We start from the raw sequence: 17,555 nt of genomic DNA, 5'->3' as shown, positions 1-17,555 counted from the left end.
TAGAACAATGAGCAAGCAAATCCACGTTACCGACACGATCCTGCGCGACGCCCACCAATCGCTGCTCGCGACCCGCATGCGCACCGAAGACATGCTGCCGATCTGCGACAAGCTCGACAAAGTCGGCTACTGGTCGCTGGAATGCTGGGGCGGCGCGACCTTCGACGCCTGCGTACGTTTTCTGAAAGAAGACCCGTGGGAGCGTCTGCGCCAGCTGCGCGCGGCGCTGCCTAACACCCGCCTGCAAATGCTGCTGCGCGGCCAGAACCTGCTGGGCTACCGCCACTACAGCGACGACGTGGTCAAGGCTTTCGTCGCCAAGGCCGCAGTCAATGGCATCGACGTGTTCCGTATCTTCGACGCCATGAACGACGTGCGTAACCTGCGTGTTGCCATCGAAGCCGTGAAAGCCTCCGGCAAACACGCCCAGGGCACCATCGCCTACACCACCAGTCCGGTGCACACCATCGAGGCCTTCGTAAACCAGGCCAAGCAAATGGAAGCCATGGGTTGCGACTCGGTGGCGATCAAGGACATGGCCGGCCTGCTGACCCCGTACGCCACCGGCGAGTTGGTCAAGGCTCTTAAAAGCGAGCAATCGCTGCCCGTATTCATCCACTCCCACGACACCGCTGGCCTGGCCGCAATGTGCCAGATGAAAGCGATCGAAAACGGTGCCGATCACATCGATACCGCGATCTCCAGCTTCGCCTGGGGCACCAGCCACCCGGGCACCGAGTCGATGGTCGCCGCACTCAAAGGCAGCGAGTTCGACACCGGCCTGAACCTGGAGCTGCTGCAGGAGATCGGCCTGTACTTCTACGCCGTGCGCAAGAAGTACCACCAGTTCGAAAGCGAATTCACCGCGGTTGATACCCGCGTTCAGGTCAACCAGGTTCCGGGCGGGATGATTTCCAACCTGGCCAACCAGTTGAAAGAGCAGGGCGCTCTGAATCGCATGAGCGAAGTGCTCGCGGAAATCCCTCGCGTTCGGGAAGACCTCGGCTTCCCGCCGCTGGTGACCCCGACTTCGCAGATCGTTGGCACCCAGGCGTTCTTCAACGTATTGGCCGGCGAGCGCTACAAGACCATCACCAACGAAGTGAAGCTCTACCTGCAAGGCGGCTACGGTAAAGCGCCGGGCACCGTGAACGAACAACTGCGTCGCCAAGCCATCGGCAGCGAAGAAGTGATCGACGTTCGTCCGGCAGACCTGCTCAAGCCAGAAATGGCCAAGCTGCGTGCCGACATCGGCGCTCTGGCCAAGTCCGAAGAAGACGTGTTGACCTTCGCCATGTTCCCGGACATCGGTCGCAAGTTCCTCGAAGAGCGCGCTGCTGGAACCTTGACACCTGAAGTGCTGCTGCCGATTCCGGAAGCAGGCAAGGTGGCTTCGGCGGGCGGCGAAGGTGTACCGACCGAGTTCGTCATCGACGTTCACGGCGAAACCTACCGCGTCGACATCACCGGTGTGGGCGTCAAGGCCGAAGGCAAGCGTCACTTCTACCTGTCCATCGACGGCATGCCGGAAGAAGTGGTGTTCGAGCCGCTCAACGAATTCGTCGGTGGTGGTGGCAGCAAGCGCAAGCAAGCAACTACGCCGGGCCACGTCAGCACCACCATGCCGGGCAACATCGTTGATGTGCTGGTCAAGGAAGGCGATACCGTCAAGGCTGGCCAGGCCGTGCTGATCACTGAAGCGATGAAGATGGAAACTGAAGTCCAGGCCGCCATCGCCGGTAAAGTTACCGCCATTCATGTGGCCAAGGGCGACCGGGTGAATCCGGGCGAGATCCTGATCGAGATCGAAGGCTGAGTTAACAGCCTCGATATAACGCTTTAAACCTCGGGGGGGCATGTGCTCCCCTTTTTTTTCGCCCGGGATTTGTGGCCAAGACGTTTAAAAAGTCATCCGCCACTGAGCCGTTGCGCCATGGTTTCGGCTGTCGGAAGCCATCTCGCCGGTTACCCCAACGCCTAGCGTATGTCGCGCCGAAAGTCCCAGCTCCAGACCTGCTTCCACCATCAGACTGTCTCGATCCAGCGGTGCGCCGGAAACGGTAAATTTGCGGCCAGCGGTGATCAGACGTTGGCGGTTTTGCGTGGCGATCTCTCCAAACGTGTGTTTCCAGCTGGCACTGAAACGTGGCGTCAGTTGCATGCCGTTATCCAGGCTGTTGATCTTCGCCAGCCGCAAACCGAACGTGCTGTTGAGATTGTTCTGTTCCTGAGCATCGACCTTCAACGCAGCTGAGCCGCCTTTTTCCGTGTAGGCATCGCGGTGATAGCGTTGGTAACCAAGACCTGCGAAGGGCTCGATGCTGACATTCTCCCGGCCGAGGTTGTAGCCCACTTCTGCAAACGCCTGCTGAGTACTGGAATCGTATTGGCCTTCGAGGCGGTCACTGAAGCCCTTGAAGGCTACCCGGCGTTTTGTGCTGCCGTCGTGGTTGCTGTAGGTCGCGCCGAGGCGCAGAGACATCGGGCCACTTTGGCGCAATGCATAGGCGCCCACATGCCAGCTATCGAGATCACCGTCGAGCTCGCGACTGTCCATGCGTGTTTGGGATTTGCCACCGATCAGGCCAATGCGCCACTCCTCGTCCACCGCCCAATCCGTACCCATGACCAGGCCGCGGGTGGAGTGTTTCAAGTTATCGACGTCGCGATCCAGTTTCCCGCCATGGCCCAATGCCTGGAACCAGACTCGACCACCGGTTTCGCTGCCAGCGGCCAGTCGTGGTGCTTTTTTTCGACTGCCAAAACTGGCGGCACCATCGAGTTGGCGCATGGCCGCGAGCATTGTCGCGCTGACTGGCGCATCGCTGTTCAACGTCAGTTTTGCGAGGTTTGGGATGCTGCCTCCGGCGAGTTGTTCGATGGCGGAAGACGCAGTTTTTTTATCGGCATCGAGCAGGGCCACGACTGCGGCGCTCGTCGCAACGGTAGCCCTGGGGACGGCACGACTTGTCGTGGCGGGTGAGGTCGAAGGTGCCGAGACGGGGTCGACAGTGGTGGGCGTCGAAGCGGCATCCGCAGTTTGCGGCGCAGACGTAGATAGATCCGTGGGCTCTTCAATGCTGCGGCCGAGCTCACGCCCGTTATCTGTGAGTGCGACGCTCTCGATAGAAACATCATTGCGTGCGTAAGTCAGCTCGACCGTTTTTTTCTCGTATTTCACCTCTGGTGTCATGAAGGCAAGACTGTTTTCGATGGTGCCGAATCGACCGACTATCTCGTTGGCTTGAATCACGGTGTACTGCCTGTTTTGCGAGTACTCCCCCGGCACCGCGACGATCTTCAGGGTTGAATCGCCAAGATTGGCAGTGCCTGCGACTTTGATCGTTTCGCCATGGCCGTCGGGAGTTACCTCGTAGGCAAGCACGGCGGTTTCTCCCAGGATCAGTTCGCGTTCAATCCTTGGCGCGCCATGCAAACGATCGACGTTCAGGCGACCAGCGACATACAGCTCGCCAACACTGCCTGCACCCGCAAAGGTGCCGGTCTTCGTGACATGGACATCGCCCTTTATGCTGCCTTTGTTTAAGAGGTTTGCGGTCGTAACGGCGCCACCTTCGATTGCTCCCTCATTGGTCAGATCTCCTCCTTCCACCAGGATGCCTTCTTTGAAATCTCCCTTACCTGTCAGCGTCCAGGCGCCTTCGGTTACATATAAACCGTTGAAGTTACGAGTTTCTCCCAGCACACCTCCCGCAGGGGAACGAAGCTGGATGAGGTTATTGCCACCACCATCAATCAGGCCCTTCACACTACCTCCTTCTATCAGGCCAACGAGCTCGTTGTCAGCGGTACCCGTAAAGCTGTCCTCTGGCTCGTGGATCAAGCGGGCAAAGGTGGTGTCAGCGTTGAGAAAAGCGGCAAGTCGTGCGAAGGGCTCTGCATCCGGCTGGGGCTCGGACAGCACCGGTGCTTCCAGAGTGGGAAAGGCCTCCGTAAGGGAAGGTGGTTGGGCGTTCGAGAACTCTGCATGACCAAGGGCCAGGGCAATCGCCAAGGCAATCTGTTTGGCTTTGTAGGGGTGTTGAGCGGGCATCAAGTTTGGCCTCTTTTGACAGGAGGCCAAACTTTAAAGATGGGCTAAAGCTACGGATGTCAGCTACTTCCGGTGCTTTTGCGGGGCGGGTCAGATAGTCATGTAAAAAAAGGATGACGGCTCAAAGCTGGTAGTCGTTTTCCCTTTGAGTTTGCGCTTTTTCCTACGGCAAACCAGGAGGTCGCTGTCTATGACCAAGTTCGGGAGTGCATTACCCCCGACACTCAACCAACCCTTTCACCTGTCCAGTCGCTGTCTGATTTTCATCGCTCAACCACATTTCGAACCCAGCGCCAATCGCAGGCCATTCCGAATCCAGAATCGAATACCACGCGGTATCGCGGTTCTGTCCCTTGACTACCATGTGCTGACGAAACACCCCTTCAAAACTGAAACCCAAACGTTCGGCTGCGTATTTGGAACGGGCGTTGCCGTTGTTGCATTTCCACTCCAGACGACGATAGCCCAGTGCGAAGGATTCCTTTGCCAGCAGGTAAACCGCTTCAGTGCTTTTCGGCGAGCGCTGCATCGGCGCGCCGAAGGTGACGTGGCCAATTTCGATGCGGCCCTGAGCCGGGACGATCGACATCAGGCTGAGGATCCCTTGTACGTCGCCGCTCGCACGATCAATCACGGCAAAGAAATATGGATCGCTTTGGGCTGCATGGTTGTTCAACCAATCGTTGAACACGCTGCGCTCCGGGAAAGGGCCGTAGGGTAAATAATCCCACAGCTTGGGGTCAGCGCCCGGGCCTTGCAGGGCCTTGAACAAACCCTCGCTGTGGCGCGCCGGGTCGAGTCTTTCGAGGCGGATGAAACGTCCCTCGATCAGTTGAACCGTGGGTGCCGGGACGCCTTTCCAGTCGGCGAGTGAGGTCGACATATTGCTCTCCTTGAACCTTAAATGGCTTTGCGAAACTGAATAAAACCGGGGCGTTCGGCGATGCGCTCGTAGAGTTGGATCGCGGTCGCGTTGCTTTCGTGGGTCAACCAATGGACCTTGTTACAGCCGTCGGCCCTGGCTGTGGTATAGACGAATTCGATCAGCTGGCGGCCGACACCGGTGCCGCGGGTTTCTGGAGCTACCAGCAAGTCTTGCAGGTAACAGGAGTTTTCGATGGCCCAGTTCGAACGATGGTAGATGAAATGCACCATGCCCACCGCTTTGCCATCGGCCCAGGCGAGGGCGGCGTGGGTGGGTTCGTTCGGATCGAGCATGCGCTGCCAGGTGTTTTGGGTGACGGTCTGCGGCAATTCGGTTTTATAGAAGCGCAGGTAGGCTTGCCACAGCGGCAGCCAGGCAGCCTGGTCGTCGGCGCTGACCTGACGGATTTCGATCTGACTCATGTTCATTCCTTGGGCATTAAATGGGCGAGGGTCTGGTCATGCACGTCGCGGCTGGCGCTCAGCCCTTCGCGCACGCCTGCGATGTCGGCGGCATTGCGGTTCTGGCTGAGCTTGCGCTTGCCTTCCAGGCGTTGGACGGGCAGGGCAAAGCCGACGATGGCTCTGAGCATTCCTTCGATGTAGTCGACGGGTGCGTCAGCGACTTTCCAGGGTTGGGCGCGGCCCGCTTCATGGCGGTCTGTCAGAGCGCTGACCAGCTTGAGCAGGCGCTCGGCGTCGGTGAACACTTCAGCACTGCCGTAAGCGTGGACGGCGACATAATTCCAGGTCGGCACGACTTTGCCGTTTTCAGCTTTGCCTGGGTAAAACCCGGGGCTGACGTAGGCGTCGGCGCCGGCAAAAATGACCAATGCTTCAGCGCCGCTTTGCAGCTCCTTCCATTGCGGATTGGCTTTGGCGAAATGACCGTACAGCGTTCCGTTTGGCCCTTGCTCGGCATCAAGCAGTAGCGGTAGATGGCTTGCCTGCAGGCCTTGCTCACCGTGGGTGACCAGCAGCGCGAGGCGGGTGTCGAGTATCTGTTGCTGCATTTCCTGCAGGTCGTCGATGGCGAAGGCTTTTGGCGTGTACATGGAAATTTCCCTTGGCGAATGCTTGCATCCTAGGCAGGCTATTGGTCTGTTGTAAGAGCCATTTATGTGCAATTTCATAGGTCCATTGAAATGACCAACGAGCCACTGTCCTTGTCATTCAACCCTGCGGGTATCGAGCTTGATCGCCGTCAGGGGTTGAGCCGTCAGCTCTATCAAGCGTTGCGGATGCGGGTGCTGGACGGACGTCTGGCCAGTGGCACACGCTTGCCGGCGAGCCGCGATCTGGCGGTGGCGTTGGCGATTTCCCGTAACAGCGTAGTGCGTGCCTACGATCAGCTCTATGCCGAAGGATTTATTGAGGGTCGGGTCGGAGACGGGACTTATGTCGCACAACTGCCTCAGAGTGCGTTGGCGCCAAAAAAACTATCCACAAAAGTATCCACAGGCTTTTCAACAGGGTTACCCACAGCCTTATCCACAAATCGGGGTGATTTGCCTGTTGATCCATCCAGTAAAGTTATCCACAGCAGTGCACTGGGGCGTGTAGAAAAACACCATTTGCCCACGCCGCCGAGTGGTCCGCCTCGGGCGTTTCGGGTCGGTGTTCCGGCGTTTGATCTGTTTCCTTTCGAGGTCTGGGCCAAGCTGAATGCGGCTTTCTGGCGTAAGCCGGATTTGCAGCAGCTGTGTTACGGCGACCCGGCGGGTGATGCGCGATTGCGTGGAATGATCGCCGCGTATTTGCGCAGTTCCCGTGGCATGCAATGCACGGCTGAACAAATTGTGATCACCAGTGGCGCACAGCAGGGAATTAGCCTTTGTGCACAGCTGCTGGTGGAGCCGGGAGATGGGGTCGCCATAGAAAATCCGGGGTATCGAGCGGCCGGTCATGCGTTCGCGGTGGCGGGGGCTCGATTGCACGGCGTAACGGTGGACAGCGAAGGCATCGACTGTACTGAGTTGGCCGCGCTTGGCGATTGTCGTTTGGCCTATGTCACGCCCTCGCACCAGTACCCGACCGGGGTGGTCATGAGCCTGGCGCGTCGCCTGGAGTTGCTGGCCTGGGCCGAGCGCACCCAAGGCTGGATCGTCGAGGACGACTACGACGGCGAATACCGTTACAGCGGCGCACCTTTGGCACCGCTGGCGGCACTCGATCGTAATGGGCGGGTGTTGTACGTCGGCACCTTCGGCAAGGTGGCCTTCCCGGCCTTGCGCCTGGGGTATCTGGTGTTGCCGCCGGGGTTGGTGGATGCCTTCGCGCAACGCCGCGCGGTGGATGTGCGCCATTCTGAAGTCAGTACGCAGGTCGTGATGGCCGAATTCATGGCTACCGGGCACTTCCAGCGGCATATCCGACGTATGCGCCGCGCCGCCTTGAGTCGACGCAACGCGTTGATGAGCGGTTGGCCTGTGGATATTCCCGGTGTGGGCAGCCTGCCCGGTGTGGCGGCGGGTCTGCACATGACCGTGCCGGTAAAGAGTCTGGAGCGCGAACGTGAACTGGTTGAAAAGGCCTCCAGTGTCGGCGTGGAAATCAATCGCCTGAGCAGCTATTGGCTGCCCGACTCACCAACCCCGCAAGATCAGCGTGCAGGCCTGGTCCTGGGGTTTGCCGCTGTGCCTGAAGCAGCGATAGCGACAGCCCTTGAACAGCTCAATAAAGCCTGGCGCGACTAATAGGTGTCGGCCATCCGGCGTCAGGCTTTGGGTTGCAGATTAAAAAACACGGCGGGATCTGTGATTGCGCGCAATACGTAATCAATGGGGGCCAGATCGGTCAGTTCCTTCTGGCGTTCAGCACTTAACGTCGCCAAATGCTGATCGGCGATTTTCAGGTGTGCGGCGGTGAATTTTTCTTGCGCAGCTTCAGGTGTGGCGTAGTGAAAGTGCGCCAGCCACAGCGGCTGATCCTTGTTGGTGAGGTCGAGAATCCGGTACTCCTGGAAGTAATCCTTGCGTTGTTTGGTCCTGATCCGGCCTTGCTCATTCTTGACGATCCGCACCTGTTCGTTACTCAACATCCATTGCAGATACGCCTGTCTGGGTTTGCGCGCCTTGAGCATCATGGCGCGGGTCTTGATGCCCTCCTCACGTAGCCGGTTGGCATTGCCCCTGAGCATGGCAGGAAGGTTTGCGACACCGAGTTTGTTTGCGGGCTTGGCGAGGATGTGTTCGACCTCCCTGGCCATTTGCTCCATCCGGTTGGCTTGTATATCGAAGAGGTCCTGCATGTCCGCAGGAATTCGATGAGGTTTTTGCGCGTCTTTATGGGTTTTTTTGATGAAAGCACCAGCGTTCGCGTCCAGGTCCAATGCTTCGCTGACAATGTCTCTGTCGTCACGCTCCGACAATGGCGTGGGACGAGCCTTGATGGGCATGATCTCCTCAAACGCTTGATCTTCGGCGTTTGGCTCCTTTGGCTTGATGGATGCTCGAGACCGGCTTTTACTGATTTTTCCGGCCTGCCTTGAGGGGCCTGCAACGGCGGGCTTCGGGGTAGCAGGTTCGGGGAGTGTCAGGGTGCTGGGTAGCAGCCTGTCCAATTGAGTCTGGGCTAATGTCTTGAACTCGAGGATCAAGTTGCGCACCTGCTCCAACCCGGACGATTGAAGGTGTTCGGGGAAGTCGCCGGGTAGATCCTGCAAGCGTTGATCAGCATCGGCAAGGGTGTCGATCTGAGCACTCAAGCTATCAACGCGATTGTCGGTGGTTGTATCGACTTGAGTTGATTTCTGCAGCTTTGCCACGGTGCGGCTCGCGGTTGTCGCATCCACAATGACCTTCGCGATGGCATCGCGCGCCGGCTCCAGATCGACCTCAGCCGATTGCTTCAGACAAAGTTCGAACGAAATCGCAATTTCGTTAGCCTTCAAGTCCCACTCGGTAAATCCCGGAAGCAATTTCCTGAGCTTTGATACCTCAGAAAGGCCGAATTCGCCAACATCGAGGAGTCGATCCAGTGACGTGTGTGAGAGCTGAAGTCGAAGGACCATCTTGTTGCTCAACTCAATCGCCTTAGTGGCACTGTCGACGTAGGTTTGCGGCGTTGCGTTGACTTCGGGTTCCTGCGTCAGGACGTGAGTGATATCTGCATAAGTCTTTCGCTTGGCCACAAGCCACATGCAAATGTATTTGTGCAGTTCAGCCGTCAGGCGCACCAAGTCATAGACATAACCGCTGCTGCTCCCTCCTGCGTCGCGCCATTGTTGCAGTTGCTTGAGAACCTGTTCGTAATCGGTGATCTGTTGTTCAAGCAACGTGACGAATGAACCGTCTTTTTCCTCGTCGACTTTTTCAGGAACGCTGGTCAATTCCTCTTGGGCGGCGTCGAATGCGGTGCGTTTGTTCACCTCCAGCTCTTTGAACGCATGTATCGCGGCTTCCAGTTCCTTTTTTTGTTTTTCCTTTTCCTGGCGTCTGGCTTTCAACTTGCTTTTGAGGCTCTCCCCGCCAGCACCGCCGCGCAGCCGCAGGCGCAAGTCCAGATACCAGTTTCCCCCGAAATCATTAATCAACAGGGGGCCAGTGCGTTCCGGGTTGTCCGGGTAGGAAATTTTCACATCCCCGTCGTCATCTTCAACGACCTTGAACCAGCGCTCGCCGACTTGTGCGCACATGTTCTCACCCATTTGATAGAGGGGAGCGTTGCCGCGCTTGAGAACGACCCATTGTTTGCTTTCCAGATCCGGAGGAGTGGTTTTGATGCTGTCCAGGTAAATGCCCAATGCAGTGGGTGAACGACGTGGGACCGATCCGCCAACTTCAAGCGAGGAGTAGTGGTCGATTGGCAGTTCGCCAGCGAGGGGCGTATCGATAAGCTTCACATCAGGCAGGGCGGCTGGCTTAAGCACGGGCACGGTCTCGACCCAATCGCCGTGCTTTGATGCCGGCCTGACCTCTGTTTTACGTCTTGAGATCGCTCGATGAGCCAGCACCATTCCCACCATCAACAGCAGGTCACCCATCGCCGACCATTGGGCGGGCTTGTCGCCCCGCTCGTGTGCGTCCAGCGCTTGCTGAATATCGGCGAACGCCTGCCAGACCCAAACGGCAACACCCGCTGCACCGCTGAAGAAATTCGACGTGACGTTGAACACCGCCCAGCCGCTGTCGCGCAGCAGCGCCCAACGTCGTTGGGCGTTGGATTGTGATTGTCGATCAGCGAGTTCGGCCATTGCCAGGGCATTGCTTTTGAACAGGAAGGAAAACACGTCGCCAGTCAGTTCCCGTGGAGAAAGCCCTACCGGGCCAGCCCACGTGATCGATGTCCAGGGTTCGGCGAGCTCTTGGGTCGCCAACCAGGGTGAAGGCAGGCCGACGGGAAATGCGTACTGGGCGTATTTGAAACTCAAGGCGGTGTCGGATAGCCAGGCCAAAACTGAATCGCGAAGCTCTCCCGGCTGATGCAGGGCATAAATCAGGTTTTGCTCCGAAGGGAATTGCAGCAAAGGTTTTTCGAATAGCGGACGGTAAAGCAGGCACGGTGCGGCGCCAGGATCGCGTGCAGCGATGATGAACATATTGGTAACCGTATCACCGGTGTCACTGCCGCCATGCGTGAGGGTGAGGGGACGAATGACCACCGGCTTCTGATTGTCTGGTGTGGGTTCCAGCCACTCGCGAAGGGTGCGATAGCCTTGTTCATTGACGCCGCCAAGTTGACGAAGTTTGTGCTCAAGCGCCATGAGTGCAAGTGTTGCGCGCAGTTGCTGGATGAAGGCGCTTTCTTGCAGCGACGCTTGTGCTTTGTCCTCAATCAGCTTGCTCTTGATCAGCGTCGGGTATGCCTCACCGATATTGACTTGAGCTGCCTTGGCCGTCAGGTATTCGATAGTTAACCAGTCGGGAACCGGGTGTGCGTCCTGGAAACGCAGCGTGGCGAGGTAGGGCGCCTCATTTTCGAGCGCAAATTCGCCGAGGGTCTCGGTGTGCCTGTCGAGCAGGTTCGGGAGTGTCAAACCGCTTGCTTCGAAGCTGTTGGTGATGGTGATTTCGAGCTTGTCGAGGCGGAGCTCGGTTGACCTGTCCTTTTTGTCGGCCAGGATTGCTTCACACATTTTTTGCAGCGCAAAGTCAGCGATGGGCGGGATCTGGTAGAGCGCGCTGTCGGACAGCCTGAGCAGTTTACCCAGGGCTTTTATGGATTGGCTGTAGACATCCAGATCGGCAGCCGAGGCTTGGGATAACCAGTCAGGTATCGCCTTGTCGAGTTGGCTGTGCCCGGACGCTTCAGGTGTGCTTGCGTGCAGGTTTTTTTTCGATGGATTTCCCCCGGTGCTCGCGCTGAAGGTGTCAATTTGCGTACTGATCAGCGCCCAGGCCATATGGTCGAAAAAATCGCCATCAGGCTCGAACAAGCGCCATTGCATGTCGCGCCCCGCCAGTTCGTCTTCTATCCGTACCGGCAGCGAAGCGCCGAGTTTCTCCAGAGAATCGAACGATTCATAACCGCCTTCCACGGTGTACATCATCACCAGGTCGCGATCTTTGTATCGGCCTGTGATGACGGCCGCGCCGGCAATCATCAGATGCCGGGTGCCCTCGGTGTCTACAGTATCGATGTCGATCAGGCAGGCCCGGATATCTGCTGCGGTCCGATCATTGTGCTTTCTTTCCTGTTTATCGGGATCCAGGGACACGGCGCGGGCCACGTGGCATTGATCGCTGTCCCAGCCCTCGACGTCCTGCACGTTGAGCATCTTGCGCAGCGCGTCGGACAGTTCATGCCAGCGAGGTGCACTGCGCCCTTTGCCGTTCCAGAACGCCAGCTGGCGCTCGCCGAACAGAACGAACAACAGCGGAGCGTAGTCGTTGAGCAATGCGCCGATCTCTTCGATGCTGATGCTCAGGTGCACGACGGGCGAAATCAGTGGCAGGCGGGTCAGGAAGTGCTCGCCTTCGAGATAGTTGGCGGTGGATGAAGTAAAGAACTGCCGCACCAGTGCCTGGGTCAGCGTTTCGTACAGAATCGGCCCGGCACTCAATTCACCTTCCATGTACTGCCACTGCGGGGTGCCTATGAGTGTCTGGTCGGGGTCGAGGTCGCGGGTTGGAAAGCGTTCTTTCAGGGCCTGATGCAGCATTTGCGCCGCCACGTCGTTGACCGTAAGGACTTGGCTGGTTTCGTGGAGCGCCGTGCTTTTCTTCGGCAGTGGCGTGTTGACCGTCTCTTTCATTGTCATTTCCCTATGACGATGTGGGCGATGGGATCATCGCCTCGGGTCATCCACAGTAGGGGGACGCGCACCTGTCAGGGCGGTAACTATTTATCGGTCGTCTCGCCATTCACCCAGTAACTGTGGCGAGGGAGCAAGCGCCCTCGCCACGGGTTCGAGACCGCTTTGCTCATTGAGCGCTTTCAAATCCCTGCAGGACGTTCACGGCGTTGATGCCGATTTCTTCTACCGCGTAACCGCCCTCCATCACGAACAGCGTCGGTTTGCCGAGACCGGCGATGCGCTTGCCCATGGTCAGGTAATCCGGACTGTCGAGCTTGAACTGCGAGATCGGGTCGTCCTTGAAGGTGTCCACACCCAGGGAGACGACAATGATGTCGGCACCGTAGCTGTCGATCTCGTTGCAGGCTTGTTCCAACGCAGCGCTCCAGGTTTCCCAGCCTGAGCCGGCCGGCAATGGATAGTTGAAGTTGAAGCCTTCTCCCGGGCCTTCTCCCGGCTCGTCTTCATAGCCAAGGAAGAAAGGAAACTCGGCTTCCGGGTGGCCGTGGATCGAGGTAAACAGCACGTCGCTGCGCTCGTAGAAAATCGACTGCGTGCCGTTGCCGTGGTGGTAATCGACGTCGAGGATCGCGACTTTCTTGTGGCCCTGATCGAGGAACGCCTGGGCGGCGATGGCGGCGTTGTTGAGGTAGCAATAACCGCCCATCAAATCGCCGGCTGCGTGATGTCCCGGTGGACGGCACAGGGCGAATGCACTGCGTGCGCCGCCCTGGATCTCTGCCTGGGCGGTGAGGGCGACTTGTGCCGCGCTGTACGCCGCTTGCCAGGTTCCGGCCGTAATTGGTGCGCCGCCGTCGAAGCTGTAATAGCCGAGTTGGCCGTGCAGGCTGGTCGGTTTGACCTGTCGCAAACTACGGGCCGGCCAAGTGTACGGCAACAGGTCGCCGTCGGTGTTGAATTTGGTCCAGCGGGCCCAGGCACCCTTGAAGAAATCGAGGTAGTCGCGGCTATGAATGCGTTCGATAGGTCCGAGACCGAAATCCCTGGGCGCTTGCACCGGGCCCAGATGCTGGTTTTGCACCCTGGCCAATACATGGTCTGCGCGCGAAGGCATCTCGAAGCAGGGCTTGAGTTGCCCGTCTATCAATTCGCAACGGCCGTGGTGCAGGTGGTGATCGTCCGAGTAGATCGTCAGCATTTCTTGTTCTCCGCAGGCGGGTTCGATTGAACACAGTTTTGCGGCAAGGACAGTTTAGGAGAACGTCAGGAAAGGCCAAAAGGGGATCGATACGGCCAAAAAAACTGACCGAAATTCGCCCCCCTTACTTCTTGGGGCGCCACGAATTGGCGCCTGTGAATTTAGGCAATAAAAACCGTCTGGGAACAATGAAATCTGCCTCAGAGGTTCGTAGCTTGCTCGAGCCTATATTTTGATAAAGTGCTTAATCAGCATCCTGGTCTGCATCGGAAAGCGTTCATTGCCCTGTCTGAAACGCACCGCGTTACCAATACAGCTATTTACCCGTATTGGCTGCAAGTATCAAAATCGTTTCCGATTAGTATGTCGCAAGCAGTAGAGCATTCCAGCACCGATACAGGAGCCTTCGCGCGGAAAATGAGCCTCAAGTGCGCCTCCTTGGCATAGCCTGTAAGCCTCTCCTCACCATCATGAAAAGTTTGGCACATTCTGAATGCTGCCTGGGAGTCAGCCTCGTTTGCGGCTTGTCTCAACCTTCAGCGATGCGCATCAACTCGACAGCTGACCATTTCACATCGCAGGCGAGCCCCTGAAGGTCGCGGCGCGGTTCTTGGTTTGGCTGAGTCATTGCGATTGCGCTATTTACCTTGCTGGCACTAATGGATCATTTTTCGGTCAGCGGCAACACGCTACTTCAGACCACTTTTTCCAAAGAAGTCGCGCAACTGGCAAGAATCCCTGGCCTTGAAGCGTTGACGAAAGCGCAGCGCCATAAAAATAGCATCGAGTGTCATATTTTAGTCGTCATTAATATGGCGAAAAGCTTGGCGCGCTAATGTGGCTCGGCTTCAGTAAATATATTGTCGCCATAAAGCTGACAACTAATTTCGCCTTACTATTGAATGACTGTGCTGCCGTTGTTTTGGCGCCATTAAGTCAAAATCATTATTTGTGGTTAATTTGTAATTGCTCTATTGCTTTGCTTTGTCTAAGTGCTCACCATGTGCCCCGACTTGGAACTGCCGAAGAAGGGTTGCGTAGCTTCTGGAGTGCTGCACTTACTTCTCTATCGTCTGTCTTGTGCTTGCTAGTACCGTCGTTTGTTATGGCGGTCATTGGCTTTCGTGTGGGTTTCACAGAGATATTGAAGTTACTGAAGTTGATTTAATTTATATAGGGCGGCGTAAATGGCGCAGTCCTACTTGGTTACAGGTCGTGGATTAAAGTTGCCTGTAAATGGATATGGGAATGTTATAGGGACATTCCATGACCTTAAGTTGCAAGGAGCGTTCGTAGCATGCGAATCAGCATATTTGGTCTGGGTTACGTCGGCGCGGTATGTGCCGGATGCTTGTCGGCAAGAGGGCATGAGATCATCGGAGTCGATGTTCAGGCTCTCAAGATCGATATGATCAACAGTGGCAAATCGCCCATTGTCGAGCCGGGGCTGGGCGAGCTGCTGCAGCGAGGGGTCGCCAGCGGCAAGCTGCGCGGCACCCTGGATGTTCGCGAGGCCGTCCTCGAAACCGATATTTCCTTCCTCGCACCGCCGACGCCGAGCAAGCGCAACGGCGACCTCGATCTGTCCTACATCGAAGAAGTGTGCCGGCAGATCGGCCAGGTTCTACCGTTCAAGACCACCCGTCACACGGTGGTGGTACGCAGCACGGTGCTACCGGGCACTCTGCGCAATGTGGTGATTCCGACCCTGGAACAGTATTCCGGGCTCAAGGCCGGTGTGGACTTCGGTGTGGCGGTGAACCCCGAGTTCCTCCGCGAGAGCACCGCGATCAAGGACTACGACTTTCCGGCGATGACGGTGATCGGCGAGCTGGACAGCACCTCTGGCGACCTGCTGGAAGAGATCTACCGCGAGCTGGATGCGCCGGTCATCCGCAAGACGATCGAAGTCGCGGAGATGATCAAGTACACCTGCAACGTCTGGCACGCGGCCAAGGTCACCTTCGCCAACGAGATTGGCAACATCGCCAAGGCGGTCGGCGTCGACGGCCGTGAGGTGATGGAGGTGATCTGCCAGGATCGCAAGCTCAACCTGTCCAGTTACTACATGCGCCCGGGCTTCGCCTTCGGCGGCTCCTGCCTGCCCAAAGATGTGCGCGCTCTGAGCTACCGCGCCGGCCAGTTGGACGTCGAGTCGCCGCTGATCGATTCGCTGATGCGCAGCAACGCCGCGCAGGTGCGCAAAGCTTTCGACATCATCGCCAGTTACGACAAGCGCAAGGTTGCGCTGCTGGGGCTGTCATTCAAGGCCGGTACCGACGACCTGCGTGAAAGCCCGCTGGTGGAGCTGGCCGAGATGCTCATCGGCAAGGGCTTCGACCTCAGCATCTACGACAGCAACGTCGAGTATGCCCGTGTTCACGGCGCCAACCGCGACTATATCGAGTCGAAGATTCCCCATGTTTCGTCGTTGCTGCGCTCCAATTTCGACGAAGTGATCGCCAATGCCGACGTGATCGTCCTGGGTAACGGCGATGAAGCCTTCGCGCCCCTGGTAGAACGGGCTTTCGCCGACAAGCAGGTCTTCGACCTGGTGGGGTTTATGCGGCAGTCCAGCGGTGGCGGGTTAGAGGGTATCTGCTGGTAGAACCGTTGCAGTGATGCTCTTGGGGCGCCCTGGCAACAGGCACGGCGCTCCTGTTGCCATATTGTTGATAAGTCATACAGGTCCGAAACATGGATGTTTTTCAGAGTCGCCTGCGCACCGCCGCAGGGTGGTTACTGCTGGTAACCACGCTCATGGGGATGGCATTGCTGCTGCCGCGAAGCACATTCAACCCGGAGTCCGTCGATTTCATTCTTCTGCTGGGTGTTATTGGCATCTGGCGATATTCCATGGGCGCCGTGCATTTCGTGCGGGGGATGATTTTCCTCTATCTGGTGTTCCCCTGGTATCGGCGCAAAGTGCGGCAGCTTGGTGCGCAAGCGGCCCCATCCCACGTGTTCCTGCTGGTCACCAGCTTCCGCATCGAGGCGCTAACCACCGCTCAGGTCTACCAATCGGTGATCCGCGAGGCCATCGCCTGCGGCTACCCGACCACCGTGGTGTGTTCCATCGTTGAGCGCTCGGACGAGCTGTTGATCGAGAGCCTGTGGCGGCAGATGAACCCACCGGAGCGGGTCAGTCTGGACTTCGTGCGCATCGCCGGAACCGGCAAACGCGATGGCCTGGCCCACGGCTTTCGCGCCATTTCCCGGCACCTGCCCGACGACGATGCGGTGGTGGCGGTGATCGATGGCGATACCGTACTGGAGCAGGGCGTAGTGAAGAAAACCGTGCCTTGGTTCAAGCTTTTCCCCAATGTCGGTGGTCTGACCACCAACGAGTTCTGCGAGGTGCGCGGCAGCTACATCATGAGCGAGTGGCACAAGCTGCGCTTCGCCCAGCGCCACCTCAACATGTGCTCCATGGCGCTCTCCAAGCGTGTGCTGACCATGACCGGGCGCATGTCGGTATTCCGCACCAGCGTGGTGACCAATCCCGGCTTCATCGCTGACGTCGAGACCGACCATCTGGAACACTGGCGCCTCGGACGCTTCCGCTTCCTCACTGGCGACGACAAGTCCAGTTGGTACAGCCTGATGCGCCTGGGCTACGACACTTTCTATGTGCCGGACGCGTCCATCAACACAGTTGAGCACCCGCCGGAAAAGAGCTTCATCAAGGCCAGTCGCAAGCTGATGTTCCGCTGGTACGGCAACAACCTGCGGCAGAACTCCCGCGCCCTGGGCCTTGGCCCGAATCGTTTGGGTTGGTTCACCTGCCTGGTGCTGGCCGACCAGCGCGTATCCATGTGGACCAGCCTGCTGGGGCCCACCGTGGCGATCATTGCCAGCCTCAAGTACGGCTTCGCCTTCCTGATGGTGTACCTGCTGTGGATCGGCCTCACTCGCCTGGCGCTGACTCTGCTGCTGCTGGCCTCCGGGCACAAGGTGGGGCCGGCCTATCCGCTGATCCTCTATTACAACCAGATCATGGGCGCGCTGGTGAAGGTGTACGTCTTCTTCCGCCTCGACCGGCAATCCTGGACCCGCCAGAACACCAAGCTTAATCGCGACCTGGCCAGCTTTTCGCGCTGGTTCAACACCTGGTCTTCGCGCGCTATGACCTTCTCCGCGGGCAGCGTCTTTCTTGCCCTGCTGATGTTCGTGGTGTGATC

At 57.9% G+C, this 17,555-nt stretch carries 11 protein-coding genes and 1 pseudogene; 5 read left to right on the top strand and 7 right to left on the bottom strand.

Annotation, left to right across the window (positions count from 1 at the left end; genetic code table 11):
- Positions 1 to 7: 7 nt before the first annotated feature.
- Positions 8 to 1,816, top strand: coding sequence for a sodium-extruding oxaloacetate decarboxylase subunit alpha (oadA, locus tag AD668_RS26825; RefSeq protein ID WP_053163983.1), 1,809 nt, complete (start codon positions 8 to 10; stop codon positions 1,814 to 1,816).
- 84 nt (positions 1,817 to 1,900) lie between these two features.
- On the opposite strand, the gene AD668_RS26820 is transcribed toward oadA, so the two are convergent.
- The 4 genes from AD668_RS26820 to AD668_RS26805 form a co-directional block, all read right to left on the bottom strand.
- A complete protein-coding gene (locus AD668_RS26820; RefSeq protein ID WP_053163981.1) occupies positions 1,901 to 4,054 on the bottom strand; it encodes an autotransporter domain-containing protein in 2,154 nt (717 codons plus the stop codon).
- A 211-nt stretch (positions 4,055 to 4,265) separates the two neighbouring features.
- Positions 4,266 to 4,937: a GNAT family N-acetyltransferase gene (locus AD668_RS26815; RefSeq protein WP_053163979.1), complete on the bottom strand. Its 672-nt coding sequence runs from the start codon at positions 4,935 to 4,937 to the stop codon at positions 4,266 to 4,268.
- 17 nt (positions 4,938 to 4,954) lie between these two features.
- Positions 4,955 to 5,401: a GNAT family N-acetyltransferase gene (locus tag AD668_RS26810; RefSeq protein ID WP_053163977.1), complete on the bottom strand. Its 447-nt coding sequence runs from the start codon at positions 5,399 to 5,401 to the stop codon at positions 4,955 to 4,957.
- A 2-nt stretch (positions 5,402 to 5,403) separates the two neighbouring features.
- Positions 5,404 to 6,033, bottom strand: a complete 630-nt coding sequence (locus tag AD668_RS26805) for an FMN-binding negative transcriptional regulator (RefSeq protein ID WP_053163975.1) — start codon at positions 6,031 to 6,033, stop codon at positions 5,404 to 5,406.
- Positions 6,034 to 6,123: 90 nt separating this feature from the next.
- Between AD668_RS26805 and AD668_RS26800 the strand changes: the two genes are divergently transcribed.
- Positions 6,124 to 7,674, top strand: a complete 1,551-nt coding sequence (locus tag AD668_RS26800; protein ID WP_053163973.1) for a PLP-dependent aminotransferase family protein — start codon at positions 6,124 to 6,126, stop codon at positions 7,672 to 7,674.
- Positions 7,675 to 7,694: 20 nt separating this feature from the next.
- Here the strand turns inward: AD668_RS26800 and AD668_RS26795 are convergent, their stop codons facing one another.
- The 3 genes and pseudogenes from AD668_RS26795 to AD668_RS30125 form a co-directional block, all read right to left on the bottom strand.
- Positions 7,695 to 12,173, bottom strand: coding sequence for a dermonecrotic toxin domain-containing protein (locus tag AD668_RS26795; protein ID WP_053163971.1), 4,479 nt, complete (start codon positions 12,171 to 12,173; stop codon positions 7,695 to 7,697).
- A gap of 169 nt (positions 12,174 to 12,342) precedes the next feature.
- Entirely contained in the window at positions 12,343 to 13,374 is a 1,032-nt protein-coding gene (locus tag AD668_RS26790) for a histone deacetylase family protein (protein ID WP_053163969.1), read from the bottom strand.
- 401 nt (positions 13,375 to 13,775) lie between these two features.
- A pseudogene (locus tag AD668_RS30125) lies at positions 13,776 to 14,008 on the bottom strand (hypothetical protein); the annotation flags it as partial.
- A gap of 25 nt (positions 14,009 to 14,033) precedes the next feature.
- Here AD668_RS30125 and AD668_RS29620 point away from each other — a divergent pair.
- From AD668_RS29620 to AD668_RS26780, 3 genes are all read left to right on the top strand, one after another.
- The gene (locus AD668_RS29620) at positions 14,034 to 14,210 is read left to right on the top strand and encodes a hypothetical protein (RefSeq protein WP_156322400.1); all 177 of its coding nucleotides are present in this window, start codon (positions 14,034 to 14,036) and stop codon (positions 14,208 to 14,210) included.
- A 461-nt stretch (positions 14,211 to 14,671) separates the two neighbouring features.
- Positions 14,672 to 15,982 (top strand): nucleotide sugar dehydrogenase, encoded by a 1,311-nt coding sequence (locus AD668_RS26785; RefSeq protein ID WP_053163967.1) that lies wholly within the window; start codon positions 14,672 to 14,674, stop codon positions 15,980 to 15,982.
- A gap of 89 nt (positions 15,983 to 16,071) precedes the next feature.
- Entirely contained in the window at positions 16,072 to 17,553 is a 1,482-nt protein-coding gene (locus AD668_RS26780; protein WP_053163964.1) for a glycosyltransferase family 2 protein, read from the top strand.
- Positions 17,554 to 17,555: the final 2 nt, after the last annotated feature.

Source organism: Pseudomonas sp. P1.8, from assembly GCF_001269805.1.
GTDB lineage: Bacteria > Pseudomonadota > Gammaproteobacteria > Pseudomonadales > Pseudomonadaceae > Aquipseudomonas.
The sequence above is the reverse complement of the archived record's forward strand: the minus strand, read 5'-3'. Positions and strand labels throughout refer to the sequence as shown.